This window comes from Pseudomonas sp. AIG (assembly GCF_977020205.1).
This window is the reverse complement of the sequence record NZ_CDROCK010000035.1, coordinates 52,473-79,221: the sequence shown is the minus strand read 5'-3', so window position 1 is coordinate 79,221 and position 26,749 is coordinate 52,473. Positions and strand designations below refer to the sequence as shown.

Genomic DNA, 26,749 nt, shown 5'->3' with positions numbered 1-26,749 from the left:
TCATCCACCACGCGATCAACGGAATCAGGAACACGATCAAGGTCAGTTGGAAGCCGACGGCGTGGGCTATGCGGCGTTTAACCGTGCGTGTGCGCGATAGCTGCCGACTCTCCCAGTGCTCGAACAGCGAGGTGTAAATGAAGTTCCAGGTCACGGCGATGGTGGTGATGATCACCGCCAATGGCCCGGTGCTGCCCGGGGATGTGCCGGACAACAGCGCCAGACCGAGGGCGGAGAAAGTCATGCCGATCACTTCGTAGAGCGACACGTAGACCAGTTTGCGTTTGACGCCTTGCATGGGGAATTGCCTCTTTCTCGCGACTTTTGGGCCAGTGAGACTGGCGAAGGCGGCGAAAGATAGCTTCAATGGGGCTGACAGAAACAGTCAGTAGCTTTCAGTTTTGTTGATAGGTGTAAAACGTGAATTTCAACAGCGACAGCATCGAGCTGTTTCTAGCCGTGATCGAACGCGGCTCGTTTTCGGCGGCGGCACGGGCATTAGGTCGGGTGCCTTCCGCCGTCAGCATGAGCATTGGCAACCTTGAGGCCGAACTCGGTTACCTGCTCTTCGACCGCAGCCATCGCGAGCCGCAACCCACGGCGATGGCATTGTCCCTGGTGCCCCATGCGCGGCTGATTGCCGAGCAGCTCAAGCAACTGCAAGTGCATGCGGTGGAGTTGTCGTTGGGGCTGGAGAGCAAGTTATCGATCGGCGTGGTCGCGGACATCGACCGGCGGCGTTTGCTGGGCGCGATCAAAGTGATCGCCGAGCGTTATCCGCTGCTCGATATCGAAGTGTTCACCGCGCCGCAGGATGACGTGCTGGCGATGCTGCACAGTGGCCGTGTCAGCGTGTGCCTGGCGTTCGCCGGACTGAGCATGAATGTGCTGGAGCGTTTTCAGTTCGTCGGCAGCGAACGGATGATCGCCACGCTGGCGGCGGACAGTCCGCTGTTGCAGGGGCAGGATGTGTTTCTTGAAGACCTGGTGCATGTGCGGCAGATCATCGTCGCCAGTCGCGACTTGCCGATCAGCGAAACGCGGCCGTTGGTGGCGGAGTCGTACTGGCGCACGGACAGTCTTGAGACCGCGATGGAGATGGTTGAGGCGGGATTGGGTTGGGGCAATTTTCCGCTGTCGGTGGTGCAGTCGCGGCTGGACAGCGGGCGGCTGAAACGGCTGAACTTCCGCAACATCGAAAACGGTCTGGTGATGCCGGTGCATGCGGTGTGGCTCAAGAGCCAGCCGCTACAGAAAGGCGCGCTGGCCCTGGTTGATCTGCTCAGCCACTGAGCCCAACACAACCCCCCTGTAGGAGTGAGCCTGCTCGCGATAGCGTTGTGTCAGGCGATGCATGTGTTGAATGACACACCGCTATCGCGAGCAGGCTCACTCCTACAAGGGTTGTGTTTCAACTCAGCATTTGTGAAGGGTCAGGTACTTTCGCGAATCTTCAGTTCAAAGCCCATGTCTTCCACCGGCCGCGCCACACTGTTACCGGCCATCAACGTCAGCATCTGCTCCGCCGCCCGCCGGCCAATCGCTTCACGCGGGGTGTTGATGCTGCTCAGGCGCGGCACCATGTGTTCGGACATTGGCAAGTCGTTGAAACCGAGAATCGCCACCTGCTCGGGAATCTTGATGCCGTTGCGCAATGCTTCCAGCAACGCACCCTGCGCCAAGTCGTCGTTGCCGAAGAAAATAGCATCAACATCCGGGTGCGCCGCGAGCAATTGCATAAACAGTTCCCCGCCCAAGCCTACCGATGAAGAGCGAGGCGTCAGCACTTCCAGATCCGGGTCATAGCGCCCGGCCTTCTGCAACGCTTTGCGGAAACCCTCACCGCGCAACAACGTGCGCTGATCAAGTTGCGCACCGATGTAAGCCAGACGCTTGCGCCCTCGCGAAAGCAAATGTTCAGCCGCCGTTTCACCGGCACTCAGTTGCGAGAAACCCACGCAGTTCACTCCGGCCGCACTGTCCAGTTCCATCATGTACACACAGGGAATGTTGCTCGCCTCGATCATCCGCCGCGAACTCTCGGTGCGATCAAACCCGGTCAACAGAAAACCGCGCGGCTGATAGGCCATGTAGTTGCGCAGCAGGTTTTCTTCTTCATCGCGCGAGTAGTGGAAGTTGCCGATCAGCACTTCGAAGCCTTTGGGCGTCAATACCCGATGAATGGCTTCCAGCGTATCGATGAACAGCAAGTTGGATAACGAAGGCACCAGAACCACCACCGAATGGCTCTGCGCCGAGGCCAAGGCACGGGCGGCGGGGTTCACCACGTAGTTGAGTTCGAGGGCGGCTTTCTGGACTTTTTCCACCAGTTCGGTGGCCACGGTGCTGACACCGCGCAAGGCGCGGGAGGCGGTAATCGGACTGACACCGGCCAGGCGGGCAACTTCATTCAGGGTGGGACGGCCAGTGGTGCGAGTGTTTTTATCGTTTTTAGGGGAGGTCATCGGGCGGCTTGCCAAACAAAAATCAAGGCACTAAGGTAGCGCTGTCCTGATGCAGCTGTAAATGCGTAAGCGAGGTCCTGCCTGATCTTCGCTTTTTGGCGTTGGGAACAAACCTGCTGCAACCCAAAAAAACGACAAGAAGGCGTCGGCAACTTCTGCCTGTGCACTAGAGTCATAGCTAGCAAAGGTAGCGCTGTCTGCGCGCTGAGGTGTTATATGAGTCATCCCATCACCGCCCTGGTCATCATGGGCGTTGCCGGTTGCGGCAAGACGTGCGTCAGCGAGGCCCTGTGCCAATTGAGCGGCGCCACTGCCATTGAAGGCGATACTTTCCATCCGGCCGCGAACATCGAAAAGATGAGCGCGGGGATCCCCCTGAACGACGACGACCGTGCCGGCTGGCTCGACAGCCTGTGCGATGAACTGCGTCGTGTCGATGCATCGGGCAAACGCCCGGTGCTGACCTGCTCGGCCCTTAAACACAGTTATCGCGAAGTGTTGCGCAGTGCCTTGCCGGGCCTGGGTTTCGTGTTTCTTGAATTGACCCCTGAAGTCGCCGCAGAGCGTGTGTCCCATCGTCCGGGCCACTTCATGCCCGCGACGTTGATCGAAAGCCAGTTCGCCACCCTCGAATCGCCCAAGGGCGAGCCGTTGACCCTGGCCCTGAATGCCTCGATCCACAGTGTTGAAGAACTGGCGTCCCAGGCTCACGTCTGGTGGCAGGCCCACGGTCTGAAACAGGCGGTATGAGTGTGTTGAAAGAGATAGCGCTGTCCTCCCGACTTTTGTTTAACCCGCTTTAATAACAACAACAATCCAGGAGACACCCCCAATGTTTGGCATGTCCCACGACGCCTACCTGCTGCTCGATGCAGTGGTCACGGTAATCGGCCTGATTATCCTGATCACCAAATTCAAGATTCACCCATTTATCTCCCTGACCATCGCCGCCGCGTTCCTCGGCCTGACGTCGGGCATGCCGATCGGCACCATCATCAAGGCGTTCCAGGACGGCTTCGGTGGCGTGCTCGGTTTCGTCGGCATCATCCTCGCGCTGGGCACCATGCTCGGCAAAATGATGGCCGAGTCGGGCGGGGCGGATCAGATCGCCCAGACCCTGATCCGTGCGTTCGGTAAAGACAAAGTCCAGTGGGCAATGATGTTCGCCGCGTTTTTGGTGGGCATCCCGCTGTTCTTCGAAATCGGCTTCGTGCTGCTGATTCCGCTGGTGTTCATTGTTGCGCGTCGCACCGGCGTGTCGATCATCAAGATCGGTATCCCGCTGCTCGCCGGTCTGTCCGCCGTGCACGGTCTGGTGCCACCGCACCCGGGCCCGCTGCTGGCCATCGGCGTGTTCGGCGCTGACATCGGCAAGACCATTCTCTACGGTCTGATCGTTGCGCTGCCGACCGCCATCATCGCCGGCCCGATCTTCGGTACGTTCATCGCCAAGCACATTCCGGGTCATCCGAATCAGGAACTGGTCGATCAACTGGCCCGCGAAAACGACGACTCGGCCAAGCTGCCGAGCTTCAGCATCACCCTGATCACCGTGCTGCTGCCGGTGTTCCTGATGCTGCTGAAAACCTTCGCTGACGTGGCGCTGCCGGACGGTCATTTCTTCCGCACCTGGATGGACATGATCGGTCACCCGATCTCCGCGCTGCTGCTGGCGTTGCTGCTGTCGCTTTACACCTTCGGGCACAAGCAGGGCATCGGTTCCCAACAAATGCTCAAGTGGCTCGACGCGAGTCTGGCGCCAACCGCGGCGATCATCCTGATCATCGGTGCTGGCGGTGGCTTCAAGCAGATGCTGGTCACCAGCGGCGTGGGCGACGTGATCGGCCACATGGCGGTCAGCGCACAGATCTCGCCGATCCTGCTGGCGTGGCTGGTGGCTGCAGTGATTCGTATCGCGACCGGTTCGGCGACTGTGGCGACCATCACAGGCGCCGGCATTGTCGTGCCGGTGGTGGGGATGATCCCGGGCGTTAACCGTGAGCTGCTGGTGCTGGCTACCGGTGCCGGTTCGCTGATTCTGTCCCACGTGAACGACGCCGGTTTCTGGCTGGTGAAGCAGTACTTCAACATGACTGTGGCCGAGACGTTCAAGACCTGGACGGCGATGGAAACCATCCTCTCGGTGGTTGCGTTGGGCTTTATCCTGCTGCTGTCGCTGTTCGTTTAAGCGCTGCTTTCAGGCACAAAAAAACCGCAGCGATGCGGTTTTTTTGTGGGTGATCGTTCCCACGCTCTGCGTGGGAATGCCTCAATGGACGCTCCGCGTCCGCTTTGGGACGCGGAGCGTCCCGGGCTGCATTCCCACGCAGAGCGTGGGAACGATCAGAGGTGGGTCAGTTACTTGGTAACTAAGCCATCGGCCCGGAACATCCCGCGAATCCCGCGCACCGCCTGACGAATGCGGTCCTGGTTTTCGATCAGCGCAAAGCGCACGTGATCATCGCCATACTCGCCAAAACCAACCCCCGGCGACACGCAGACCTTGGCCTCGGCCAGCAGTTTCTTGGCAAACTCCAGCGAACCCAGATGCGCGTACTGTTCGGGAATCTTCGCCCAGACATACATCGACGCCTTTGGATTCTCGACCATCCAGCCCAGCTCATGCAGGCCTTTGACCAGCACGTTGCGACGCTGGCGATACTGCTCGGCGATGTCGCGCACGCACTGCTGATCGCCTTCCAGCGCAGCAATCGCCGCCACTTGCAGTGGGGTGAACGTGCCGTAGTCGTGGTAGCTCTTGATCCGCGCCAGCGCGTTGACCAGTTCCGGGTTACCGACCATGAAACCGATGCGCCAGCCGGCCATGTTGTAGCTCTTGGACAGGGTGAAAAACTCCACCGCAATGTCCTTGGCGCCTGGCACCTGCATGATCGACGGGGCTTTCCAGCCGTCGTAGACGATGTCGGCGTAGGCCAGATCGTGAATCACCAGGACGTCGTATTGCTTGGCGAGAGCGATCACCCGTTCGAAGAAATCCAGCTCCACGCACTGCGCGGTCGGGTTCGACGGGAAGCCGAGGATCATCATTTTCGGCTTCGGAATCGAACCACGAATGGCCCGTTCCAGTTCGTCGAAAAAGTCCACGCCCGGAACCAGCGGCACCGAACGCACCTGGGCGCCGGCAATCACTGCACCGTAGATGTGAATCGGATAACTCGGATTCGGCACCAGCACGGTGTCGCCCTGATCCAGAGTCGCCAGCATCAAATGCGCCAGGCCTTCCTTGGAACCGATGGTGACGATGGCTTCGCTTTCCGGGTCGATATCAACCGCGTAGCGATCCTTGTACCAGTTGGAAATCGCCCGGCGCAGGCGCGGAATGCCCTTGGACGTCGAGTAACCGTGGGTGTCTTCGCGTTGGGCAACTTGTACGAGTTTTTCGACAATGTGCGGCGGCGTGGCCCCGTCGGGGTTGCCCATGCTCAAGTCGATGATGTCTTCACCACGACGACGCGCAGCCATCTTGAGCTCGGCGGTGATGTTGAAAACGTAAGGGGGGAGTCGATCTATGCGCGCAAAGCGGCGCGGCGAACCTTGTTCAGCCATTGTTGCCTCGGATAACGTAAGCGCCCGGAACCGTCCGAGCGACGCTGGTCACTGCGGTGACCTGTGGCGGAAGATAAGGGCTGTGATGGCATACTGTCCAGCGCGTTTTTCAAACATATTTGCCCAAGGAAATCGGTAGATGGAATTCACCAGCGGCTTCTTGCTGAGCCTTTCGCTGTGCCTGGATATCGGCGTGGCCAACATCGCAATGATCACCCTGGCGATGCAGCGCGGTTACTTTCAGGGCTTTGCGCTGGGCCTCGGCACCTGCGTCGGCGACCTGATTTATGCGGTGCTGGCGCTGGCCGGCATGACGGTTTTGCTGCAATACGAAAGCGTGCGTTGGGTGTTGTGGATTGGTGGTTCAGCGCTGCTGATCTACTTTGCGGCGAAAATGATTTACTCGGCGATCCATCACGAAGCGTTACTCGCCGAGACGGCGGAAGTGGGCCAGAGCTCCCATCGCAAGGAGTTCTTCCGGGGGATTTTTCTCGCCATGTCGTCGCCGAGCGCGATTCTCTGGTTCGCGGCGGTTGGCGGCACATTGATCGCCCGCTCCGGCGGTGGTGGGCCGCTGAGTTCGGCGCTGTTCCTCGGCGGTTTTCTCTGCGCCGGGCTGCTGTGGTCGGCCGGTTTGTGCTTTGCCGCGAGCCACGGTGGCAAGCTGCTGGGCGACAAGCTGTTGCGCTATTCCTATATGGCATCTGCGGCGATCTTCTGCTATTTCGCGGTCTACGTGATCGTATCTGGCTATAACGAATTTGTTGGTTCGGGCGCCGTCGAGCAGTTGCACGCCCTGTAAACGTGCGAATTGGATTCGGCTTTCTATACTCCCAGCCGAACCCCTTTTTTGTTCCAGGAGTCGAGTCATGGATGAGCAAACACGCGTCGAAGTGGCTGAACCTCGCTTCGAACATGGACACTTCCTGCTGATTGCAGGTTTTCGTGGTCGATTTACCCAAGACACCGCAAAGGATATCCCGGCGTTGTGGGAAAAGTTCTTGCCGCATTTGGGCAAGATACCGGGGCAAAAAAACGAAGTGACCTACGGGGTCTGCAGTAATTTCGACGGCAAGGGCGGCTTCGACTACATCGCCGGTGTGGAAATCAGCAAGCTCGATGACCTCGACCAGAAAGTCTACCAGTGGGTTGAAGTGCTGCCCCGGCAATACGCAGTGTTTGAACACAAGGCGCCGCTCGATCAATTGCCGCAAACCCTGCAATACATCTACAAGACCTGGTTGCCGAACTCCCATTACGTGGAACTCAACGCCCCGGAACTGGAGCGTTACAGTGCCGACTTCAATCCGAAACTGAACACCGGCAAACTGGAAATCTGCGTGCCGGTCGATACCAGGGCTTGAGCCGACAAGTCTGAGGCGGATCAGTGATCCGCCTCATGCTTTTCAACCCCGCTTACCTTTTCCCAACCGTCGCGCCCGCAACAGGTCGATGCCCAAGGTGATAAAGCCGAACGTGCTGATGCCCAACACCAGCAACAGGCCGATTTCAACGCTGTTCATAAGCGGTTTCCCCCGAAGGTAGTCAAAGACACACCTCAGAAATAGCCCGCCGCCTGTACGAAGAAAAGCGCTTATACGCAGGCTTTACGCCGCCCGTGCGCATCGATATGCAGACCTTATTCCTTTATGCTTTCGGCACTTTCTTCTGCTGATTTCCGAGCCGCCATGAACACCGTCATCCGCAACGTCACCGCCACCGACCTGGACCGCTGCTACGCCATCGAAACCGTCGCCTATGAAGGTGACGAAGCGGCCACCCGCGAAAAAATCGCCACGCGCATCGCCACTTGGCCGGAAGGTTTTATCGTTGCCGAGGTGGACGGTGAGGTCGCTGGCTTCGTCAATTCCGGCGCGGCGTTTGATGTGCAGATGTCGGACGAGGCGTTCAAGGAGCTGATCGGCCATGACCCGAAAGGGCCGAACGTGGTGATCATGTCGGTGGTGGTGCACCCGGATTATCAGGGGCAGGGTTTGGCCAAGCGCTTGATGGCCGAGTTCATTGAGCGTATGCGCGGGATGGATAAGGCGACTATTCATTTGATGTGCAAGGAAATACACATCCCGCTGTATGCCGGGTTTGGCTTTGCCTATATAAAACCGTCAGAGTCCGACCACGGCGGCATGGCGTGGCACGAGATGATCCTGACCCTCTAACCCAACCCCGATGCTGATCGTTCCCACGCTCCGCGTGGGAATGCCTCCTGTGACGCTCTGCGTCACGACTTTGGGACGCAGAGCGTCCCCGGCTGCATTCCCACGCAGAGCGTGGGAACGATCATTTACGGGAGTGTCAGTAAAGCGTGTCGCTCACACATTTTGGCGCTTCGCGCTCGTAGCTGTCGGCGTCGATCAGCTCGTCGTTAGAAACGTTCGTTGCTTTCTACTCCCTACAAAGAATGCTCTGGACTGCAGTCACCGCCTTATCGAGAACGGCTTCCTCACTTAGGTCGGTTGTATCGATTCTTATCCAGTTCACGAGACCGCAGCGCTCATAACTGGATCTAACTCGATTCTGATAGTCAATGAAGCCCTTCTGGGGATCTGCATTGGCGCCGTCATAGGCTCCACTCTCGCTAAGGCGAAATGATCCTTTTCTCTGTGCTGCCAGTGCCGGATCAACATCTAAAAAAATTATGAAGTCAGGTTTTCTGATTGTTGAGAACATTGTCAACGCATCCTCAGCCAGATCATTACTCTTGAGCAAGAAGCGCGCCAGGTATTTATAATGCCAACCATCGGCGATGCAACTTGCGCCAGAATTGATTAAAGGTTTTATAGCCGCGTGATCTGTAGCGTGAAACCAAGCAGTTATGAGGCTCATCCAGTGTTTGTCACCTAATTGTTCCAGCGGAGCATTGTCCGGATAATCCCATAAGACTTCACGTAGCCGAGACATATGAAACTCTGTATAGCCTGTAGGCACTGGAGGGCGGTTTTTGTCTATATAGTGCAATGCAGAATGGGATTCAAGAATTCTGTCATATGTCGCTCGCGCAACCGTTGATTTTCCTGCACCATCGGTACCTTCGAATGCAATAAATACTCCTTTGCCCAAAGAATAATTCATGCAAAACCTCCTAAGTACGCTTCAGTATCTAAAGAGTTTCTTCCACTTCCTTCTATTAACGGTCTAAAGCCTTCTCTATGATAAATCTCTGACAATTTTTTACCGAGTGTGCTTAGAAAGTCAACGGAAGGACGCGCTTTTGTAGAGTAGTATGAGCCTGCATCGGGGTGGAATACTGCAACCGCGGGCACCACTCCCATATTTCCGAAATATTCGATTCCTTCAATGATTGACTCTAAAGGTTCCATGCCTGCCACAAAACCTGCGTATACATTTCCGCGACCAAGAACTTCGACAGCGGCTTCAAACGCAGAGAGGAAGCGTGCTCTTGTGTAATCCTGTGATTTTCCAGGGCAAACTTCAGAAAACAAATCTGCATTGAATACTTCCAGGCTCATGGATAAATTATTGCCCAGTCCTTTGAATCGCTCGAATAGCCGGAAATCTTTGGGTGGCATCGAAATTAAGTGGTATTCGAGTTTGCTTGCAGTGTTTCTCTCTTTAACTCGCTCCATTAAGTCTAAATGCATTGAGTAGCCTTTATCATAGTCCCGGATCGTGCCGCCATTAAACAGTACTCTCTTGTAACGTCCACTCTCGACCTCAGTGGCTATCTCTACTGCTTCTCCTGCCAAATCACCTTTGATACGCATTTTGTGATCGGAAAGGTTTTCTCTGGCAGCGCCCAGAGAGCAGAATTTGCACTCTCGGCCATTATTGAAGTAGTAACAGTGGCCAGGTGAGAATACTCCGAGGGTGGAGTTTCCATAGACGGTTAAATGTGTTTCGAATAACTCGCCGTTGCTTAAATGTTTTCCATAAGCTGTCGGTCTAGTGGGGAACGTGATTTTTATAATTTTACTTCCATGCCTTAATGCAGGATATCCTTGTGCTAAGACGACTTGGTACACTGAATTAGGGTTGTAATTAGCGGCTGCGATAATTTGTCCATCTAGAATTATTTCCTGCGGTGTGTGGGTGTTTGATTCAAGTATTACACTGTCACCTGTACCATATGCTCGTCTTTTTTCAATGTGAGTCGATTGATTCTGAAAGTAATCTAGGAATTCTTTAGAGAAATTAACACCATTAGACAATAATTCGAGTTTTAGGGCGACTGTTTCGAATAGCATGATTCGTCTCCAGTTCAGTATGTTATAAAAGTAATCGTATAAGTTCTTTCGTGGATAGGGCTATTAACGTTCCGGTGTCCGATAGCGATGTTTGTGAAGGGGGGAGACTGTTTCTGATACCACCTTTGTCGTCGAATAATGCGCCACCCGCCTCTCTGAGTATCAACTCTGCTGCGGCAATATCACAACTCCGTTCGTGTCCGGGAGCGCCTACGTCAATAAAAGCATCAAGTACCCCGGCAGCAATAAGACAGATTTCCAATGAGGAACAGGAATAAATTCGAACCTTCGCCGCGGACCATATTATTTTTTCAATTCTGGATCTCTCCTGAACGTCTTTGGGGCGATGTAAAGAAACTCTCATATCTGTTAGAGAGTGGGTGGTGCGTGTTTTAAGTCTTTTAACAATTATCGAGGATTGCAGATATGCTCCCTCGTTTAATGCTGCCGTGTACACCAAATCTCTTGATATGTCATACACCCATCCAAATATATATGCGCCTTCGTGATAAAGCGCCACACTTGATGTGTAGCCAGGGAAGCCAAGGACTGCGTTGTGCGTAGCGTCTAATGGGTCAATAAGAAGTGAGAACTCTTCGCTTTCATCGGAGTTGCTGAAGTTTTCAGTTTCTTCCGAGTATATTGTTATCTTGAAACTGATATTTGAAAGGCATTCAAATAATATAGACTGGCAATCTAAGTCTGATTGTGTTTGGGCGTTTATCCACTTGTCTTGTGGTATGTCGTAGTCAGGTAAGCATGCGAGCGTTCCAGCCCAATAACGACGTAGTTGCTTCCTTGCTTTGTAGAGACATTCTTCCAGTTCAGAAACGTGTTCATCTCTGAATAAAGCTCTCATGTTGATTGCTCGGATATGAGTTGTGTGTGCCAGGTTTCTCTGTTTAGGCGTGATGCGTAGAGTCTCACTTCAAATAGTTTTCCTCCGTAAACGGCGTAATCCGCGCTCATGAATGCGCTAAATGTTTTCGGGAACAATGCGAGAGTTCTAACCTCGGCTTCATAACCGATTTTTTTTCTAATCATATTCCCAGCTTGCCTAAGGCTACCGCCTGTATATGACTTGTCTATAATCAACCAAGGCTCATTTGTTATTTCTTTGTGAGGGAAAATATCCAAAAACTCACTATCGCGCGTCAGTAAATTTGCATCGTTTTGTCGATGAATTTCTGAAAAGAATATCTTTTCATCTCCAGTTGCTGCGAGATAACCTAGAGCAATAGGTAGTCCGGCTGATAATAAAAATAGTTTGTTCTTGGATAGTGTTTTGATCTTATGCCAGATTGGATGGTCTTCGTAAATATATCGGGTGTTCAACGTAATGCAGCTGTCCCAATGCTCATGTGATATGTAGGCACTGTAAAATGCGCAGAAGCGGTTGTGAAAGTTAATGGTGTTATCATTGGTATCTGTGAGTAATCTGTTTTTCGATATACCACGCTTCGTTGATTGGGTGTGTGAGGATCTTTTCTGTTTCATCAATTTCGGTAGGATTTTTTCGATTAACTCATTTTTAAAATCGAGGAGCTTTTGCTTGCTTGGCCCAGAAATAGCTATTTCCGGTGATAGGCCATCGCCTAATATTTTGCGCATGCCTTCAAATTTTGATTGATTAATGGCTGAGTTGGTTTGATACCAGGTTTTCACTATTTGTAAATCAGACATGTAGTTAAAAGTCGGCTCAAGATTGCTCAAGTCACATATCATTACCTCGGGGTGGCGTAATTCGAATAAAGCACGTTGAAGATGACACCCATCAAGTAATGCGTTACGGTATGCGTAATAGTCGGTCGTTTGCAATCCACTCAATGTTCGCCAGGCATGATGCTCGCTAATTATCGTTGTCAAAGTTGACTGCTGATGTTTTGTGTTGATAAATGAGGAGGTCTGTCTCATTGGTCGATTCTCGCAAAACTAATTAGGAAAGGTCAGCGCTGTTTTATTCGGTGTAGGTTCTCTTCAATGTAGAGGGTTTTAGATGCGTAATTTAATGTGCACCTTAATCTCCAGAGTAAAAGCAACATTAAAGTAAATGAGCATAGTACTAATGCCAGAAATATTGAGTGCACGCTGTGCTCGTAGAGTAATAATAGGGTTGCTGAAGAAAGCACGCCAAAAATGTTTAGTGTCAGTATTGTCATTATTGTGGGTATCCAAAAGTCGTTCATACTTCTCAAAGTCAATCTGGCGACAACGAAGATGAACTCAAATACTAAAAAGGGTATTGAGATAATGATGTTCTTTTCTATGAGAATCCTCGTCGCTGTGTCGGATGTGTAGATTAGAGCGATACTTTCACTAAAAAAATAAAAAGACACTAGGATGGGTGCCAGTACGAGTAATCCGAGTCCGATAGACAATAGGAACGTTTTTGAGATTGCTTGGATACTCTTCGTGATGTAATGGCGTGCTGTAATGATTCCTGCGGCATTTCCTATTCCTATAGAAATCATATATATGATACTGGCTGCATGGATAGAAGCTTGGTATGCAGAAAGGCTGATGTCATTTATATGTTTTGATATCAGGGAAAGTAAAAAGAAAAGGAGGCTTTCGCTGCCGAAGCACAGTGCCATAGGGAAGCCGTTAATCGTGTACTTTATATAATCATCTTTTGATATATTGAGGCGGGGAGAGCCTTTAAAGAGTCTGTTTGTGGTTGTTCTGAAAAAGATCAGCGCTGCACATGAGAACACATAACGCAGGCAAACGTATGTGATGATGAAATCGTATAGATTTATACTTGACTCTATGTTCATGAGTGCAAAACATGTCAGTGCGAGTGCGCTATTCAATAGCCATGTGTAAGTGAGTTCGTATTGCGTTTTTCTGATGCCATTATAGACGTTGAAAATGGTGGTTTGTAGGAAAACGGCAGGCAGCGAAATTGAAAGTGTTAAAAGTACTTTGAAGTCTTCCAGGTTGTTGGGGTCGGTATCCAGTTCTAAAAAAATTTTACCTGCTGGAAATATCGTGACCGGAACTAATAGCCCATAAAAAATTGCAAGATTAAATGATGTGGTTATTTCGGAGTTTATGCTGGTGGTGCTTAAGTTGTTTGCGCCTGCAATGGTTACTAATGTTTTTGAGAAGAAACCGATCCCGACAACGGTCAAAAAAGATATTGAAGCCAAAGCGAATGATGCTGCACTCAGAGAGTCGACAATGTGATGGCCGATAAATGAGAAGAAAATCAGTGATCCTATCATATCTCCCAATCTGGAAAGCATCAGCGGTACAGATAATTTAAGTACTTCCATAGTATGGATCGCTTGTGGCGTTTCGGGAGGGGATTAGTCCCATTCTTTAAGTAATGTCGTTAGTGGAGGAGTCTGGGAAGCAGCAAAATACTTTTTCCTAAAGTAGTACTCGCACACAGATGTTTTATGTTTGGTTTGCTTGCGTTCATTGAATTCATTATCAAGCGCGGCAAGGGAGGTTTCTGTCGTTGGATAAATATCTATTGTTTTTAGAAGGCCTTCAATCGCGAGGAATACCGAGTCCATGTAGTCCAAAGTCTCTTGGATGTAGGACCTGCATTCTGTTTCCGTAGTTGCTCCTTGCCTGGCTAAATCGAAAAACTTATTTTTGATGACGTCGAACCCTTCAATCAGATACATATTTGAATATATCCACTTGTAATGCTTGTTCGAGGTGCCAGTGAGGTAGGTGAAGCTCATGGATGTTTTTAGCATCATGTCCCTAGCTATCTCGCAACCCATCCATAGATTTCCTGACTGCCAGCAGCCTTGAATATCCTGAAATGCGTAAAAAACTGGAAGCTTTTCGCGATGTGCAATGTAGATATGTTTTTTCAGAGGGATTTGTGCTCTTATTGAATCAAATTTTTCTTCGTTGGTAATTGCATGTCCAATAATAGAGCGGTGAACGATGTTGTTCTCTGTATTTGTGAGCACAGGGTTGTATAGAAAACGCTGGTCCGAAATCACTTCGTCAAATGCTTTGTTGATTTTCTTATAGATATCTTCAATTTCTGAGAAAGTGACGTAGTCGGCGTCGATGTGGATGCTCGTATCACCGTAGAAGTCGGTTGTATTGTGAACTTTTTCGTTTTTTGTAATATGGCGATAATCCTCGTCAGTGACAAACGCGTGTTCGATATCTTTAATGTTGCAAGCTTTGGGGCGTTCGTCGCAGAGTATAATGCAGTCAATGTCGGAGTGAATTGTTCCGATGCCCTCAATTAAAGAGCCGGAAATAATCAGGATGCTTGTCGGTTCTAAAAATGCTTTCTCTCGGAGATAGCTTTTCGGGATTGAGATTGTTCCGTCCAATATGATTATTTCATTTTGCGTGATTTTTGACTTTGCAGTTTTTATTAGAGTGTCTATCATATTGTTCTCTTCGTTAAAAAAACGAGTGGTGCAGTGCTTTAAGTGTTTGTTTGTATTTTTGAGGTCGATGTTCGAATATACATAGGCTGTTGGGTAATTAATAAATTTGCTCATGGCTAAAACCTAGATTGTTTGACGGTGAGGCGTCAATATCCAGGATGAAAATCAGAATTTACTTACAGGGTTTTATTTGTTTTAAATGATTTGAGACTTGTTCGTGGGATAACTCTTACAGGATGATTATTTAGTCCTGTAAGAGAACATGAGATCTTTTTTCAGTAGAGGCTTTCACGCACCCGCGTCGGGGCTTCGCGGTCGTAGGTTTCGGCGTCGAACTCGCCATCGTTCAGGCGTTTGTGGAATGCACCGGCACTTGGTAAAGCCGAGCGCGGCAGATGCGTTTCAGGATTCCACGCATCCGAACGGACGAAGGCTTTCGAGCAATGAAAGAACGCCGCTTCCACCGTCACCAGCAACACCGTTTTCGCCGGTTTGCCATTCACCGCAAAACTCTCCAACAACGGCGGCTCCGCGCTGATCGTCGCCGTGCCATTGACCCGCAACGTCTCGCCAATCCCCGGAATGATGAACAGCAGCGACACCCGCGAATCCTGCAGCACATTGCGCAAGGTATCGATGCGGTTGTTGCCCGGGCGATCCGGCAGGGCCAAGGTGCGCTCATCAATGATCCGCACAAACCCGGCCTTGTCGCCGCGCGGCGAATTGTCGAGGCCATCGGCGCCCACCGAGCTGACGATCACCAGCGGCGAAACCCGCACCATCGCCTGATAATCCTCGTTGAGAAAACCAATCTGTTTGCGCACCGCCCGCTCGTGGGGCAGTCCGTAAATCGCTTCCAGCGCTTCGATTGAATCGATCATCCTTGCTCTCCCGCTGACTTAGAAAAACAGCCCCATGCGCCGTTCATAACCGATCCGGCCTTTGTACGCTTCCCCGCTGTCGACGTAGCCGTGCTTCGCGTAGAGCGCAATGGCCGCGTCATTGTCAGCGTCAACCGACAACTCCAGCCCCTTGATCTCCGGCCACGCCAGACGCGCGGCGTCGGGCAGCGCTTGCAGACAGGCCTTGCCGTAGCCCTTGCCCTGAGCGCGGCGATCGACCTGCAACGCATGCAAGGTGGCGCTGTGTTCATCGGCCCAGGCCGGCAACACCGGCGGGCGTTTGAGCAACAGAAACGCCACCGGCACCTCATCCGCCAGCAGGGCAAAACCCTTCACACCCGGGCCGGGTTTCGACAGCAGGGTGTGCAAAGCCCCGTGGATATCGCCGGAAAACTTGATCTGCTCGGCATGGATTTCAATCGCCTCGACCTGCTGACGCTGCAAGGCGTTCAGGCTGTCGTACGGCACGAGTTGGGCTGACACGGGAATTTCCTTTTTCCTACAAGGTAAGTCGCGAATTCTAGCGATTTTGTCTTCTATAGAAATTTTTTGTTTGCTCTGTCGATCTGCCCAATTGCCGAACGACTAAGGGTGTCTTCACAACAAAAACCACGGAGAACACCATGAGCGCGCAATCTGAAATCCAGACCCTGATCAACACCTACCGCGAAGCCGTCATGACCAAGGACGTGGAGAAAGTCATGGCGTTGTACGCCGACGACATCGTCTCCTTCGACGCGATCAAGGCCCTGCAATTCAAGGGCAAACCCGCCTACCGCGCGCACTGGGTGGCGTGCATGGAAATGTGCCCGGGCCCGCACATTTTCGAATTCCACGAAATCGCCATCGAAAGCGCCGACAACATCGCCTTCGCCCATTGGGTGGCCAATTGCGGCGGCACCAATGACAAAGGCGAAACCCAGAGCTGCTGGATGCGCGTCACCGCTTGCTACCGGCAGGTCGGTGGGGCCTGGAAAATCGTCCACGAACACTGTTCGGCGCCGTTCGATCCGATGAGTGGCGCGACGCTGTTCAATGTGACTCCCTGATCTTCAGCCATAGTTGATCCGTCCGCTTCAGGAGAACGCCATGAAGTATTTATGCCTGGTCTACAGCGATGAACGCCTGCTGCATTCATCCCCCGACAGTCCGGAAGACGCCGAGTGCTGGGCTTATGCCGAGTCGATTCAGGGCAGCGGACGGATGGTCGCCGCCGAGGCACTGGAGTCGGTGCAGACCGCTACCACCGTCAGGATGCGCAACGGCAAACTGTCGATCACCGATGGCCCGTTTGCCGAGACCAAGGAGCAATTGGCCGGCTTCTACTTGATCGACGCCAAGGACCTCAACGAGGCGATTCAGGTTGCCGGCAACATTCCGGCGGCGCGGGTCGGCAGCGTTGAAGTGCGGCCGGTGCGGCAGTTGAATGTCTGAGGTTCGGGCGCGGGTCGAGCAGGTCTATCGCGAAGACTCGCGGCGGATTCTGGCGACGCTGATTCGCCTGCTCGGTGATTTCGACCTCGCCGAAGAAGCCTTGCACGAGGCGTTCTTCGTCGCGGTCGAACGCTGGCAGCGCGACGGCGTGCCGGACAATCCGCGCACCTGGCTGGTCTCGACCGGGCGTTTCAAGGCGATTGATGTGTTGCGTCGTCGCGCTCGGTTCAAGGCTTCGCAACCATTGTTGCTGGCGCAACTGGAAGAACTCGAACAGGCCGACTGGAGTGGCGAAGACGTGGAAGACGATCGTCTGCGGCTGATCTTCACCTGCTGCCACCCGGCGCTGGCGGCAGGTGCGCAAGTGCCGCTGACCTTGCGCGAAGTCTGCGACCTGACCACCGAGGAAATCGCCCGCGCCTTTCTCTCCGCGCCGGCGGCGATTGCCCAGCGCATCGTGCGCGCGAAAGCCAAGATTCGTGACGCGAAAATCCCTTATCAAGTACCGAGCCTGAGCGAATTGCCCGAACGCCTCGACAGTGTGTTGCGGGTGATTTATCTGGTGTTCAACGAGGGGTATTCGGCGTCGGGCGGGGCTGAGTTGACCCGTGAAGATCTGACGCGTGAGGCGATCAGGCTAGGGCGGCTGTTGATGGAGTTGCTGCCGGAACCGGAGGTGATGGGGCTGTTGGCGATGATGCTGTTGCACGAATCGCGACGTTCGGCGCGCACTTCGCCGGACGGTGAATTGGTGCTGCTGGATGATCAGAACCGCTCATTGTGGGATGGCGAGTTGATCGCTGAAGGTTGTGCGCTGGTCGAGCGTGCGCTGACCACGCGGCGCTTTGGGCCATATTGTTTACAGGCCGCTATTGCGGCGGTGCATGCCGAGGCGCCGTCGGCGGCAGAAACCGATTGGGAGCAGATCGTTGGTTTGTATGACGTGCTGTTGCGCGCGGTGCCTTCGCCGGTGATCGAGTTGAACCGGGCGGTGGCGGTGGCCAAGCGCGATGGGGCGCTGAACGGATTGAATCTGATTGAAGGGATTTTGGCGCGCGGTGAATTGCAGGATTACCACTTGGCGCATTCGGCGCGGGCGGAGTTTTGTCGGCAGTTGGGTCGGGTGGACGAGGCGAGGGCGGCGTATTTGCGGGCGTTGGAGTTGACCCGACAAGAGCCGGAGCGGCGGTTTATTGAAGGGCGGCTTTCGGCGCTGGAATTGCCCTCACCCTAGCCCTCTCCCAGGGGGAGAGGGGACCGATTGGGGGATGCTGTAGAAGTACGCCGACCTGAACGCTCAGCGGTGAATCCATAATTGAGGTGTATACCGTAGCTATACATCCATAATCGACTCGGTCTCTCAGGTCTATGTCTGACCCAAGACACCTCGGTCGGCCCCCTCTCCCTCCGGGCGGTCCGACGTTTCGGGAGGGCTGGGGTGAGGGGCTTTTGAGCTCATACCCAATGAATCCATAATCGACTCGGTCTTTCAGGTCGATGTCTGACGCAAGACACCTCGGTCGGCTCCCTCTCCCTCGGGGAGAGGGCTGGGGTGAGGGTGGCTCTATCTTCACCGCTATTCCAGCATCTTGCTCAACAACCAACTCCCCGCCGGCCCCGGCGGATACAGCCGCGACCACAATGCATCGACAAACACCGGTTTCGGCCAGCCGCGCACTTTCAATTCCACCAGCAAATCATTGCCAAAGCGCTGCGCCAGCCAACGCGGCAACGGTGCCCAGCCAAAACCTTTCTCAGCCATTTCCAGCAACATCAGATAACTCGGCGCTGACCACACCCGTCCTTTGCCGCGACTGTCATAGGGATTGACGATGGTCGCCAGGCGCAATTCGCGATGCTGCTCGAGGATCTGCTGATCAATGTGATCAAGCTTGGCCAGCGCGTGATCGCGATTGACGAACAAGGCGATTTCCGTGCGTTCGGCCACCGTCGACGTCGCCAGATCCGCCGGATAGTTTTCCTGCATTTCAGCGAACGCCAGATGCGCGCGACCGCGCTGCACCAACTCAATCAAGTCATCGCATTCGGCGATCAAGCATTCCAGTTCCAGGTCCGGATAACGCTGCTCAAACCCGACCAGCGCCGCTTCAAACCGATACGACTGATAAGTGTCGGAAATCGCCACGGTCAGCTTCGGCTCGACGCCTTGGGACAACTGCCGTGCGGTCATCTCCAGTCGACTGCTGGCCGCCAGAATCGCCTCGGCCCGCTGCAGCATCACATGCCCGGCCGGGGTCAGCGTCGGTTTGCGGCTGCTGCGATCAAACAGCACCAGGTCCAGATCAATCTCCAGGCTGGCCACCGCCGCACTGATGGTCGATTGACTGCGCCCGAGTTTACGCGCCGCCGCCGAAAACGAGCCTTGTGTGGCCGCTTGGACAAACGCCAGCAGCACTTCCTGAGAGATCATCAACTATCGCCTTGATCGATGGTTATTGGTTATGAAGTATCGATGCGGGCATGGATCATGGCAACCATCTTCACTCAAGGACTCAGCTCATGACTGCCCACAAATCCATCACTGAACGTATTTTCCAGGCCATCGGTTTCGAGCTGTTGGCGATCCTGATCTGCACGCCGTTGCTGGCGTGGATCATGCAAAAACCGATGCTTGAAATGGGCGCGGTGACGGTGTTGATCGCGCTGTTGGCGCTGGGTTGGAACGTGGTGTTCAACCGCTTTTTCGACCGTATGCTTGAGCGCATGAATGTCGCACACAACGCTTGGGTGCGAGTGGTGCACGCGCTGCTGTTCGAAGGTGGTTTGATCGTAATGGGCGTGCCACTGATTGCCTGGTGGCTGTCGGTCAGCCTGTGGCAGGCGTTTTTGCTCGACATCGGCGTGCTGCTGTTTTTCCTGCCGTACACCTATGTGTATCACTGGGGCTATGACGTTTTGCGCGAGCGCTTCATGACGCGCAACGCTTGCCAGAGCTAACCTCGATCCCCGTGTAGGAGCTGCCGAAGGCTGCGATCTTTTGATGTTGTTTTTAAAGACAAGATCAAAAGATCGCAGCCTTCGGCAGCTCCTACATGCCAAGGTGTTTCAGCGTGAGTTAGAGGAACATGCCCCCGGAGGCCTCAACACGCTGGCCATTGATCCACTCTCCGCCCGGCGACAGCAGCAGCGCCAACGCTCCGCCAATATCATCCGGCTGCCCGGCGCGTCCCAGCGCGGTGTTGCTGGCGACCATCGCATTCACCGCCGAGTTATCGCGTACGGCGCCACCACCGAAGTCAGTTTCGATAGCGCCCGGCGCGAGAATGTTCACGCCAATCTGCCGCGCACCCAACTCCTTGGCCTGATATCGGGTCAGCACTTCCATCGCGCCTTTCATCGCCGCGTAAGCGCCGTAACCCGGTAGGCTGAAACGAGTGAGGCCGCTGGAAATATTGATGATGCGCCCGCCGTCGTTAATCAGTGGCAGCAACTGCTGGGTCAGGAAGAACGGCCCTTTCAGCTGGATATTCATCAGCAAATCGAACTGCTCCGGCGTGGTTTCGGCGAACAGTGCATGCACACCGATCCCGGCATTGTTGATCAGGAAATCAAAACGCTGACGGTCGAAAGTCTGCTGCAACGCCTGCTCAACATGTTTACCGAAATCGGCAAAGCTTTCGCTGCGGCCGACGTCCAGTTGCAGCATCACGGCTTTGCCGCCAAGTGCTTGCACTTCGGCAACCAGCGCCTGAGCTTCGTCAGCACGGCTGTTGTAAGTGCCGATAACGTCGATGCCCTGAGCGGCCAAGTGCAGCGCTGCGTTTTTGCCCAGGCCACGGCTGGCGCCAGTAATCAATGCGATTTTTCGGTTCATGGGACTTCCTCGATTGCGGTGAGTGGTGATGATGGACTCAGTTTATTTATCCGCAGGGAGGTGATAAACAGACTGAAATCGGAATCACTGATCGGATCAGCCGAACAATCAAAGGCCTGCCATGAACAAACTGGAACTGCTGCGCACCTTCGTCCGGGTCAGCGAATTGTCGAGTTTCACCCTCGCGGGCGAGAGCCTTGGCTTGCCGCGCTCGACCGTGTCGGAGCATGTGCAAGCGCTGGAAGCCCTGCTCGGTACACGCCTGTTGCAACGCACCACGCGCAAAGTGCAGGCAACTCAGGACGGTCTGGTGCTGTACGAACGCAGCAAGGATCTGCTCTCGCACATGGACGAGATCGAAGGCTTGTTCCGCCAGGACGAGGCTTCGCTGACCGGGCGCATTCGGGTCGATCTGCCGAACATTCTCGCGCGGCGTCTGGTGATGCCGAGCCTGCCGCAGTTCATGGATCGCCACCCGAATCTGGAGCTGGAAATCAGCAGCACCGATCGCCGCGTGGATCTGCTCAGCGAAGGGTTCGATTGCGTGGTGCGGATTGGCGCGCAGCCCGATCAATCGGTGGTCGCGCGGCATCTTGGTGACTTCCCCATGGTCAATTGCGCCAGTCCCGCGTACCTCGCGCGCTACGGCGTGCCGCAGACACTGGAAGATCTCGCGCAGCATCGGCTGGTGCATTACGTCGGCGTATTGGGTTCGCGTTCGGAAGGGTTTGTGTACGAGGAGGGTGGTCAGGTTAAACGCCTGCCGATGGCTGGCAGCATTACGGTCAACAGCACTGACGCTTACGAGTCGGCGTGCCTTGGCGGCTTCGGTCTGACTCAGGTGCCGCGTACCGGCATGCAACCGCATCTGGATAACGGTGAACTGGTGACGGTGTTGCCGCAATTCACGGCGCCAGCGATGGGGATTTCATTGCTGTATGCCAGGCAGCGACACCTACCTTTACGAGTGCGGGTATTCATGGATTGGCTCGGCGATCTGATTCGCTCCGCGCTCTGAACCTGAACACCGGTCAAAACTGTAGGAGTGAGCCTGCTCGCGATAGCGGTGTGTCAGTTTAATCAATGTTGACTGATACACCGCTATCGCGAGCAGGCTCACTCCTACAGGGGACTTTCTTCGGTCAGAAGATCTGGGTGAACAGCCAGTAAAGGCTGCCCGACAGCAGAATCGCGGCCGGCAGCGTCAGCACCCACGCCATCAACAGATTGCGGATGGTCCTCATCTGCAACCCACCACCATTGGCAACCATGGTCCCGGCCACACCCGAGGACAACACATGCGTCGTCGACACCGGCAAACCAAACATGTCCGCCGCGCCAATGGTCAGCATCGCCACGGTTTCCGCCGAGGCACCCTGGGCATACGTCAGATGGGTCTTGCCGATCTTCTCGCCGACCGTCACCACAATCCGCTTCCAGCCAACCATGGTGCCCAGACCCAGCGCAATGGCCACGGCGATCTTCACCCACAGCGGAATAAATCGCGTGGCGTTGTCGATCTGTTGCTTGAACAGTTGCAGTTTGCTGCTGGTGTCGGCGTCGAAATTGCCGACCTTGTTCTTGTCCATCAGGCGAATACTTTCGCTGGCCAGGTACATGTCGTTACGCACGTTACCCATGGCTTCGGCCGGGACTTTCGCCAGCGAACCGTAGCCTTTGACTTCTTCGCCAATGTGTCCGGTGAGGGCGGCGAGGGCGGGGATCAGTTGCGGCGTGGCGTCCTTGCTGCGCACGTAGTCGGAGAGCACTGCACGCGGATCGGCCGGCGTCGGCAGCGGTGCACTTTTCACCAGTGCTTGCTGGGTGACTTGCGCCACGGCGGCAAACTGCAGCGACTGTTCTTCCGGCATGGTGCGGTTGAGTGCGTAGGCCATCGGCAGCGTGCCGACCAGAATCAGCATGATCAGGCCCATGCCTTTCTGGCCGTCATTGGAACCGTGAGCGAAGGACACGCCGGTGCAAGTCAAAATCAGCAAACCGCGAATCCACCACGGCGGCGGCGTGTTGCCCTCCGGTGCCTTGTACAGCGAACGGTTTTTCACGAACGCGCGCAGCGCCAGCAGCAACAGCGCCGCACAGCCGAAGCCCACCAGTGGCGACAGCAGCAAGGCGTAACCGATCTTGGTCGCCTGTGCCCAGTCGACACCGCTGGTGCCGTCGCGGCCGTGCATCAAGGCATTGGCCACACCGACACCGATAATCGAACCGATCAGCGTGTGCGAAGACGACGCCGGCAAACACAGCCACCAGGTGCCGAGGTTCCACAGGATCGCCGCGATCAGCAGGGCGAAAATCATCGAGAAACCGGCAGACGAACCGACCTGCAGAATCAGCTCCACCGGCAGCAACGCGATGATGCCGAACGCCACCGCACCGCTCGAGAGCAGCACGCCGAGGAAGTTGAAGAAGCCCGACCAGACCACGGCCACATTCGGCGGCAGCGAATGGGTATAGATCACCGTTGCGACGGCGTTGGCGGTGTCATGGAAGCCGTTGACGAACTCGAAACCCAGCGCAATCAACAGCGCCACACCAAGCAACAGGAACGGCGTCCAGGTGGTCACCACCGTGCCGAGTTCGTGCATGTCGTGCATCAGGCTGTAGGCGGTGAAGAGCATCCCCATCGCCAACACGGCGAAAAAGATCACGTAGGTGAACGGGCCGGTTTTCTTGTCGAGGGCCGGCCTGCCGCTGGCGGCGGACGCGGGGCTGGCGGTCAGGGAGGGAGTAGCCATGGGAGGACAATCCTGAGCGAGGGAAGGAATGTCGCCCATGATCATTGCAGAATGTTACAGAGAGACTGCGCCATGTCAGTGTTTGGCGGATTAATCCCACCGTCGGTCTTCTGCTCGTTCCCACGCTCTGCGTGGGAACGCCGCCCGGGACGCTCCGCGTCCCTGTGACGCAGAGCGTCACTTGATGCATTCCCACGCAGAGCGTGGGAACGAGCGTGTGGAGAAGTCAATAATCCCCGCGCTTGCGAAACGCCCAACGCCCGGCAATCACGGTGAACGTCGCCACCAGCGCGACCAATATCCAGAACCCCTCCGGATCCTGCGACAACGGCACGCCACCCACATTCATCCCGAAAAAACCGGCAATGATATTGATCGGCAGCGCCAGCACCGTCACCACGGTCAGGGTGAACAGCGTGCGGTTGCTCTGTTCGTTGAGGTTGGCGGCGATCTCCTCCTGCAGCAGTTTGATCCGCTCACCGAGAGCCGTGAGGTCGTTGATGATCAGCGCAAACTCCTCGGTGGATTTGCGCAGCTCCTTGACGTCCTCCTTCTGCAACCACGGCGGCGGCCGGTTGAGCAGACGCAGCAACGAGCCCGGTTCCAGCGCCAACAACCGTTGCAATCGCACCAGCACGCGGCGGTTGGCACCGAGTTCGGCACGGTTGGTCGACAGCCGCGAGGAAAGCAATTCGTCCTCGACCTGATCGACGCTCAGGCTGGTCTTGCGCACGATCTGCGTGAGCACTTCGCCTTGGTCACGGAGCAGATGCACGAGCAGCTCCGAGGGCGAACGAAAGCGCTCGCCGGCCTTCACCGACGAGCGCAATTTGTCCACCGAATGCAGCGGTTGCAGACGCGCACTGACGATCAGTTTGCTGCGCACACAGACCCACAGCGTCGACACGTCCGAGGAGACCATGCTGCTGAGGTTGAACACCACATCGTTGACCACCGCCAGCAACGCCGAGTCGACATGCTCGATGCGCGTCGACCGTGAGCCTTCGTGCAGCGCCTCGAAAAACTCTTCGGGCAGTTGCAGATGACTTTTCATCCAGCGCTCGCACGCCGCATGCGCCAGATTGAGGTGCAGCCAAAGGAATTCACCGCTGTCGCTGTCGTCCTGCAAACAGCGCAATGCCGTGGCCGAATCGACTTCGCGGCCACGTTCGCCGGGCAGGAAGCGAAAGCCGTAGAGCAGGCCGAACAGATCAGGATCGCGATGACTGATATCGAGGCTGTGGTTCATGAAGGCTCGCTGCGAAGAGGGGGCATCGGTCGCGCAAATGGCAGGTTCACTGAGCCGCATCATCGCAATGTCACATGACGTTTATGTGACAGCAAAGTGACGTCAAATCAGCGACTTACCGACGGTCGGATTTTCTTCAAGAAGCGCTCTGGCGCGCCGATCACAGGTGCGTTAGGTTGCGCGCCATTGGCCATGAGCCAAGGCTCGCCGACATGGATGTCCGGCAAAATTTCACGCCTTACCGGGCGTGCCTCATCCTTGTCCTGAGTATCTTGCGATGCTGCAAAAATCCCTGAGAGCGCAAATTCTCGCCCTGCTGAGCGGTAGCCTGCTGGCGATGCTGTTGATCGCGCTGGCGTGTTTTCATTTCCTGTCCAACGGCGTGCAAAGCTACAGCCAGTTGATCGCCGGCCCCTTGCACACGTCGCAATTGATCGACGAAGCCAACCTGCAATTCAAGGTGCAGGTGCAGGAGTGGAAAAACGTTCTGCTGCGCGGCAAACAACCGGCGGACCTGGCCAAATACTGGAGCCAGTTCGAAGATCGCCAGCGCGATGTGCAAAACATCCTCGGCGAACTGGCCGGGCAGAAAGGCCTCGAGCCTAGCCTGAAAAACCGCATCGAACGCCTGCGCGATGAGCATCGTCAGCTCGGTTCTGCCTATCAGAAGGGCCGCGATGCCTACGTGGCGGCCGGTGGCGATCCAACGGCAGGCGACAGCGCCGTCAAAGGTGTCGATCGTGCTACCAGCGATCAGATGAGTGAACTGGTCAGCGAGTTGCGCAAGCAAGGGACAGAGCAGTCGGCGCTGATCAGTGCCGAGGCCGATCGCACGGTGTTGTTCGGTCTGCTGGTGATGCTCGCGTCGGGCCTGTTGATCGGCCTGCTCAGTCTGTGGCTGGTCAACCGCAATCTGGTCGAACCGATCCGCAAACTGATCGATTACGTCACCCAGTTGAGTCGCGGCAAACTCGCCGAACGTGTGGTCAGCGACCGTCAGGATGAGTTGGGCAATCTCGCCGCTGCGGCCAACACCCTGCGTGATTTCCTCGCCGACACCTTCACCCGTTTGCAACGCAGTGCGTCGGATCTGGACAGCGCCAGCGGTGAGTTGAACGCCATTGCCACGACCATGGCCGGCGGCACCAACGAGCAGTTCAATCGCACCGATCAGGTGGCCACGGCGATGAACGAAATGTCCGCCACCGCGCAGGAAGTGGCGCGTCACGCCGCCGACGCCGCACGTGCGGCCGACGATGCCGACCAGTCCGCCCAACAGGGTGAAAAGGTCATGCAGAGCACCATCCATTCGATCACCCAGATGCGCGGCGAGATCGCCAACACCGCTACGGTGATCCGTCGTCTGGAAGCTGACAGCGGCCGCATCGGTAAAGTACTGGAAGTGATTCGCGGCATTGCCGAACAGACCAACCTGCTGGCGCTCAACGCTGCGATCGAAGCGGCACGCGCCGGTGAAGCCGGGCGTGGTTTTGCCGTGGTCGCCGATGAAGTGCGCAATCTGGCACAACGCACCGCCGAGTCGATCATCGAGATCAACCAGATCATCCAGAGCGTGCAGACCGGCGCAGTGGACGCAGCGCAAGCCATCGACAGCGGCCAGACGCGCAGCGATGAAAGTGTCGAGCAAGTGACTCAGGCCGGGGCGATGCTGGAGCGCATCACGCACGCCGTGGAAGCGATCCGCGACATGAACCGTCAGATCGCCACCGCTGCCGAAGAGCAGACCTCGGTGGCCGAGGACATCTCGCGCAACCTCACCGAGATCACCTCGATCGCCAGCACCAACCTCGACAACGTGCAGCGCACCGAAAGCGCCAGCCAGAACCTGCATGGCCTGTCCGGGCAACTGAACGAAGTCACCGCGCGCTTGAGCGCCTGACGCATTGACCGTGTACCGGTTCGGATACCGAGTCGGTACACAGTC

General features: G+C 55.3%; 27 protein-coding genes. 12 read left to right on the top strand and 15 right to left on the bottom strand.

Going from position 1 to position 26,749, the window contains the following annotated elements; translation table 11 throughout:
- On the bottom strand, positions 1 to 298 hold a 298-nt coding region (locus tag ACWR1S_RS19850), incomplete at its 3' end, for a PACE efflux transporter (RefSeq protein ID WP_454564682.1).
- Between the two features lie 122 nt (positions 299 to 420).
- Between ACWR1S_RS19850 and ACWR1S_RS19845 the strand changes: the two genes are divergently transcribed.
- Positions 421 to 1,293, top strand: a complete 873-nt coding sequence (locus ACWR1S_RS19845) for a LysR family transcriptional regulator (RefSeq protein ID WP_454564681.1) — start codon at positions 421 to 423, stop codon at positions 1,291 to 1,293.
- 140 nt (positions 1,294 to 1,433) lie between these two features.
- On the opposite strand, the gene ACWR1S_RS19840 is transcribed toward ACWR1S_RS19845, so the two are convergent.
- Positions 1,434 to 2,465 carry an HTH-type transcriptional regulator GntR gene (locus tag ACWR1S_RS19840; protein WP_038362594.1) on the bottom strand — a complete coding sequence of 344 codons (1,032 nt, stop codon included), beginning with the start codon at positions 2,463 to 2,465 and terminating at the stop codon, positions 1,434 to 1,436.
- A 216-nt stretch (positions 2,466 to 2,681) separates the two neighbouring features.
- Between ACWR1S_RS19840 and ACWR1S_RS19835 the strand changes: the two genes are divergently transcribed.
- Positions 2,682 to 3,215, top strand: a complete 534-nt coding sequence (locus ACWR1S_RS19835) for a gluconokinase (protein ID WP_007917804.1) — start codon at positions 2,682 to 2,684, stop codon at positions 3,213 to 3,215.
- 82 nt (positions 3,216 to 3,297) lie between these two features.
- Positions 3,298 to 4,653 carry a GntP family permease gene (locus ACWR1S_RS19830; RefSeq protein WP_315445636.1) on the top strand — a complete coding sequence of 452 codons (1,356 nt, stop codon included), beginning with the start codon at positions 3,298 to 3,300 and terminating at the stop codon, positions 4,651 to 4,653.
- Positions 4,654 to 4,823: 170 nt separating this feature from the next.
- Here ACWR1S_RS19830 and alaC read toward each other — a convergent pair whose 3' ends face one another.
- Positions 4,824 to 6,032: an alanine transaminase gene (alaC, locus tag ACWR1S_RS19825; RefSeq protein ID WP_150693306.1), complete on the bottom strand. Its 1,209-nt coding sequence runs from the start codon at positions 6,030 to 6,032 to the stop codon at positions 4,824 to 4,826.
- A gap of 139 nt (positions 6,033 to 6,171) precedes the next feature.
- On the opposite strand from alaC, the gene ACWR1S_RS19820 reads away from it, so the two are divergent.
- The 3 genes from ACWR1S_RS19820 to ACWR1S_RS19810 all read left to right on the top strand — a co-directional run bounded on the left by ACWR1S_RS19820 (position 6,172) and on the right by ACWR1S_RS19810 (position 8,209).
- Positions 6,172 to 6,834 (top strand): LysE family translocator, encoded by a 663-nt coding sequence (locus ACWR1S_RS19820; RefSeq protein WP_454564680.1) that lies wholly within the window; start codon positions 6,172 to 6,174, stop codon positions 6,832 to 6,834.
- Between the two features lie 67 nt (positions 6,835 to 6,901).
- Entirely contained in the window at positions 6,902 to 7,396 is a 495-nt protein-coding gene (locus tag ACWR1S_RS19815; protein ID WP_454564679.1) for a GyrI-like domain-containing protein, read from the top strand.
- 324 nt (positions 7,397 to 7,720) lie between these two features.
- Entirely contained in the window at positions 7,721 to 8,209 is a 489-nt protein-coding gene (locus ACWR1S_RS19810; RefSeq protein WP_454564678.1) for a GNAT family N-acetyltransferase, read from the top strand.
- Positions 8,210 to 8,435: 226 nt separating this feature from the next.
- Here ACWR1S_RS19810 and ACWR1S_RS19805 read toward each other — a convergent pair whose 3' ends face one another.
- The 8 genes from ACWR1S_RS19805 to ACWR1S_RS19770 form a co-directional block, all read right to left on the bottom strand.
- The gene (locus ACWR1S_RS19805; protein WP_454564677.1) at positions 8,436 to 9,122 is read right to left on the bottom strand and encodes a dTMP kinase; all 687 of its coding nucleotides are present in this window, start codon (positions 9,120 to 9,122) and stop codon (positions 8,436 to 8,438) included.
- Positions 9,119 to 10,255, bottom strand: a complete 1,137-nt coding sequence (locus tag ACWR1S_RS19800) for a radical SAM protein (protein WP_454564676.1) — start codon at positions 10,253 to 10,255, stop codon at positions 9,119 to 9,121. Before ACWR1S_RS19800 ends, ACWR1S_RS19805 begins: the two co-directional genes overlap by 4 nt.
- A gap of 22 nt (positions 10,256 to 10,277) precedes the next feature.
- Complete coding sequence (locus ACWR1S_RS19795; protein ID WP_454564675.1) at positions 10,278 to 11,114, bottom strand: inositol monophosphatase family protein; 837 nt, start codon at positions 11,112 to 11,114, stop codon at positions 10,278 to 10,280.
- A complete protein-coding gene (locus ACWR1S_RS19790) occupies positions 11,111 to 12,169 on the bottom strand; it encodes a hypothetical protein (protein ID WP_454564674.1) in 1,059 nt (352 codons plus the stop codon). Before ACWR1S_RS19790 ends, ACWR1S_RS19795 begins: the two co-directional genes overlap by 4 nt.
- A gap of 32 nt (positions 12,170 to 12,201) precedes the next feature.
- Positions 12,202 to 13,533 (bottom strand): MATE family efflux transporter, encoded by a 1,332-nt coding sequence (locus ACWR1S_RS19785; RefSeq protein WP_454564673.1) that lies wholly within the window; start codon positions 13,531 to 13,533, stop codon positions 12,202 to 12,204.
- A gap of 33 nt (positions 13,534 to 13,566) precedes the next feature.
- Entirely contained in the window at positions 13,567 to 14,742 is a 1,176-nt protein-coding gene (locus ACWR1S_RS19780) for a hypothetical protein (protein ID WP_454564672.1), read from the bottom strand.
- A 161-nt stretch (positions 14,743 to 14,903) separates the two neighbouring features.
- Entirely contained in the window at positions 14,904 to 15,509 is a 606-nt protein-coding gene (locus tag ACWR1S_RS19775; protein ID WP_454564671.1) for a pyridoxamine 5'-phosphate oxidase family protein, read from the bottom strand.
- Between the two features lie 18 nt (positions 15,510 to 15,527).
- Positions 15,528 to 16,013 (bottom strand): GNAT family N-acetyltransferase, encoded by a 486-nt coding sequence (locus tag ACWR1S_RS19770; protein ID WP_454564670.1) that lies wholly within the window; start codon positions 16,011 to 16,013, stop codon positions 15,528 to 15,530.
- A 140-nt stretch (positions 16,014 to 16,153) separates the two neighbouring features.
- Between ACWR1S_RS19770 and ACWR1S_RS19765 the strand changes: the two genes are divergently transcribed.
- From ACWR1S_RS19765 to ACWR1S_RS19755, 3 genes are read left to right on the top strand one after another with little or no spacing between them, the layout of a single operon-like run.
- Entirely contained in the window at positions 16,154 to 16,579 is a 426-nt protein-coding gene (locus tag ACWR1S_RS19765) for a YybH family protein (RefSeq protein ID WP_454564669.1), read from the top strand.
- Between the two features lie 40 nt (positions 16,580 to 16,619).
- Positions 16,620 to 16,964, top strand: coding sequence for a YciI family protein (locus tag ACWR1S_RS19760; RefSeq protein WP_008081988.1), 345 nt, complete (start codon positions 16,620 to 16,622; stop codon positions 16,962 to 16,964).
- Positions 16,957 to 18,198, top strand: coding sequence for an RNA polymerase sigma factor (locus tag ACWR1S_RS19755; protein WP_454564668.1), 1,242 nt, complete (start codon positions 16,957 to 16,959; stop codon positions 18,196 to 18,198). Before ACWR1S_RS19760 ends, ACWR1S_RS19755 begins: the two co-directional genes overlap by 8 nt.
- A gap of 342 nt (positions 18,199 to 18,540) precedes the next feature.
- Here the strand turns inward: ACWR1S_RS19755 and ACWR1S_RS19750 are convergent, their stop codons facing one another.
- Positions 18,541 to 19,395, bottom strand: coding sequence for a LysR family transcriptional regulator (locus tag ACWR1S_RS19750; RefSeq protein WP_454564667.1), 855 nt, complete (start codon positions 19,393 to 19,395; stop codon positions 18,541 to 18,543).
- An 89-nt stretch (positions 19,396 to 19,484) separates the two neighbouring features.
- On the opposite strand from ACWR1S_RS19750, the gene ACWR1S_RS19745 reads away from it, so the two are divergent.
- Positions 19,485 to 19,922 carry a multidrug/biocide efflux PACE transporter gene (locus tag ACWR1S_RS19745; RefSeq protein WP_454564666.1) on the top strand — a complete coding sequence of 146 codons (438 nt, stop codon included), beginning with the start codon at positions 19,485 to 19,487 and terminating at the stop codon, positions 19,920 to 19,922.
- A gap of 118 nt (positions 19,923 to 20,040) precedes the next feature.
- On the opposite strand, the gene ACWR1S_RS19740 is transcribed toward ACWR1S_RS19745, so the two are convergent.
- Positions 20,041 to 20,799 (bottom strand): SDR family NAD(P)-dependent oxidoreductase, encoded by a 759-nt coding sequence (locus ACWR1S_RS19740; protein ID WP_454564665.1) that lies wholly within the window; start codon positions 20,797 to 20,799, stop codon positions 20,041 to 20,043.
- 121 nt (positions 20,800 to 20,920) lie between these two features.
- Between ACWR1S_RS19740 and ACWR1S_RS19735 the strand changes: the two genes are divergently transcribed.
- Positions 20,921 to 21,817: a LysR family transcriptional regulator gene (locus ACWR1S_RS19735; protein ID WP_454564664.1), complete on the top strand. Its 897-nt coding sequence runs from the start codon at positions 20,921 to 20,923 to the stop codon at positions 21,815 to 21,817.
- Between the two features lie 124 nt (positions 21,818 to 21,941).
- Here the strand turns inward: ACWR1S_RS19735 and ACWR1S_RS19730 are convergent, their stop codons facing one another.
- Together ACWR1S_RS19730 and ACWR1S_RS19725 are read right to left on the bottom strand one after the other, a co-directional pair.
- The gene (locus ACWR1S_RS19730) at positions 21,942 to 23,555 is read right to left on the bottom strand and encodes an inorganic phosphate transporter (protein ID WP_454564663.1); all 1,614 of its coding nucleotides are present in this window, start codon (positions 23,553 to 23,555) and stop codon (positions 21,942 to 21,944) included.
- Between the two features lie 226 nt (positions 23,556 to 23,781).
- Positions 23,782 to 24,804 carry a transporter gene (locus tag ACWR1S_RS19725; protein ID WP_095121237.1) on the bottom strand — a complete coding sequence of 341 codons (1,023 nt, stop codon included), beginning with the start codon at positions 24,802 to 24,804 and terminating at the stop codon, positions 23,782 to 23,784.
- A 277-nt stretch (positions 24,805 to 25,081) separates the two neighbouring features.
- On the opposite strand from ACWR1S_RS19725, the gene ACWR1S_RS19720 reads away from it, so the two are divergent.
- Positions 25,082 to 26,704 carry a methyl-accepting chemotaxis protein gene (locus ACWR1S_RS19720; RefSeq protein WP_454564662.1) on the top strand — a complete coding sequence of 541 codons (1,623 nt, stop codon included), beginning with the start codon at positions 25,082 to 25,084 and terminating at the stop codon, positions 26,702 to 26,704.
- Positions 26,705 to 26,749 lie beyond the last annotated feature (45 nt).

Coding starts and splice junctions, on each gene's coding strand:
- ACWR1S_RS19725 (WP_095121237.1), bottom strand. CDS start 24,804: ATGAACCACAGCCTCGATATCAGTCATCGCGATCCTGATCTGTTCGGC.
- ACWR1S_RS19730 (WP_454564663.1), bottom strand. CDS start 23,555: ATGGCTACTCCCTCCCTGACCGCCAGCCCCGCGTCCGCCGCCAGCGGC.
- ACWR1S_RS19785 (WP_454564673.1), bottom strand. CDS start 13,533: ATGGAAGTACTTAAATTATCTGTACCGCTGATGCTTTCCAGATTGGGA.
- ACWR1S_RS19805 (WP_454564677.1), bottom strand. CDS start 9,122: ATGAATTATTCTTTGGGCAAAGGAGTATTTATTGCATTCGAAGGTACC.
- ACWR1S_RS19755 (WP_454564668.1), top strand. CDS start 16,957: ATGTCTGAGGTTCGGGCGCGGGTCGAGCAGGTCTATCGCGAAGACTCG.
- ACWR1S_RS19795 (WP_454564675.1), bottom strand. CDS start 11,114: ATGAGAGCTTTATTCAGAGATGAACACGTTTCTGAACTGGAAGAATGT.
- ACWR1S_RS19810 (WP_454564678.1), top strand. CDS start 7,721: ATGAACACCGTCATCCGCAACGTCACCGCCACCGACCTGGACCGCTGC.
- ACWR1S_RS19745 (WP_454564666.1), top strand. CDS start 19,485: ATGACTGCCCACAAATCCATCACTGAACGTATTTTCCAGGCCATCGGT.
- ACWR1S_RS19800 (WP_454564676.1), bottom strand. CDS start 10,255: ATGCTATTCGAAACAGTCGCCCTAAAACTCGAATTATTGTCTAATGGT.
- ACWR1S_RS19740 (WP_454564665.1), bottom strand. CDS start 20,799: ATGAACCGAAAAATCGCATTGATTACTGGCGCCAGCCGTGGCCTGGGC.
- alaC (WP_150693306.1), bottom strand. CDS start 6,032: ATGGCTGAACAAGGTTCGCCGCGCCGCTTTGCGCGCATAGATCGACTC.
- ACWR1S_RS19830 (WP_315445636.1), top strand. CDS start 3,298: ATGTTTGGCATGTCCCACGACGCCTACCTGCTGCTCGATGCAGTGGTC.
- ACWR1S_RS19775 (WP_454564671.1), bottom strand. CDS start 15,509: ATGATCGATTCAATCGAAGCGCTGGAAGCGATTTACGGACTGCCCCAC.
- ACWR1S_RS19790 (WP_454564674.1), bottom strand. CDS start 12,169: ATGAGACAGACCTCCTCATTTATCAACACAAAACATCAGCAGTCAACT.
- ACWR1S_RS19815 (WP_454564679.1), top strand. CDS start 6,902: ATGGATGAGCAAACACGCGTCGAAGTGGCTGAACCTCGCTTCGAACAT.
- ACWR1S_RS19750 (WP_454564667.1), bottom strand. CDS start 19,395: ATGATCTCTCAGGAAGTGCTGCTGGCGTTTGTCCAAGCGGCCACACAA.
- ACWR1S_RS19735 (WP_454564664.1), top strand. CDS start 20,921: ATGAACAAACTGGAACTGCTGCGCACCTTCGTCCGGGTCAGCGAATTG.
- ACWR1S_RS19720 (WP_454564662.1), top strand. CDS start 25,082: ATGCTGCAAAAATCCCTGAGAGCGCAAATTCTCGCCCTGCTGAGCGGT.
- ACWR1S_RS19840 (WP_038362594.1), bottom strand. CDS start 2,465: ATGACCTCCCCTAAAAACGATAAAAACACTCGCACCACTGGCCGTCCC.
- ACWR1S_RS19765 (WP_454564669.1), top strand. CDS start 16,154: ATGAGCGCGCAATCTGAAATCCAGACCCTGATCAACACCTACCGCGAA.
- ACWR1S_RS19835 (WP_007917804.1), top strand. CDS start 2,682: ATGAGTCATCCCATCACCGCCCTGGTCATCATGGGCGTTGCCGGTTGC.
- ACWR1S_RS19820 (WP_454564680.1), top strand. CDS start 6,172: ATGGAATTCACCAGCGGCTTCTTGCTGAGCCTTTCGCTGTGCCTGGAT.
- ACWR1S_RS19780 (WP_454564672.1), bottom strand. CDS start 14,742: ATGAGCAAATTTATTAATTACCCAACAGCCTATGTATATTCGAACATC.
- ACWR1S_RS19760 (WP_008081988.1), top strand. CDS start 16,620: ATGAAGTATTTATGCCTGGTCTACAGCGATGAACGCCTGCTGCATTCA.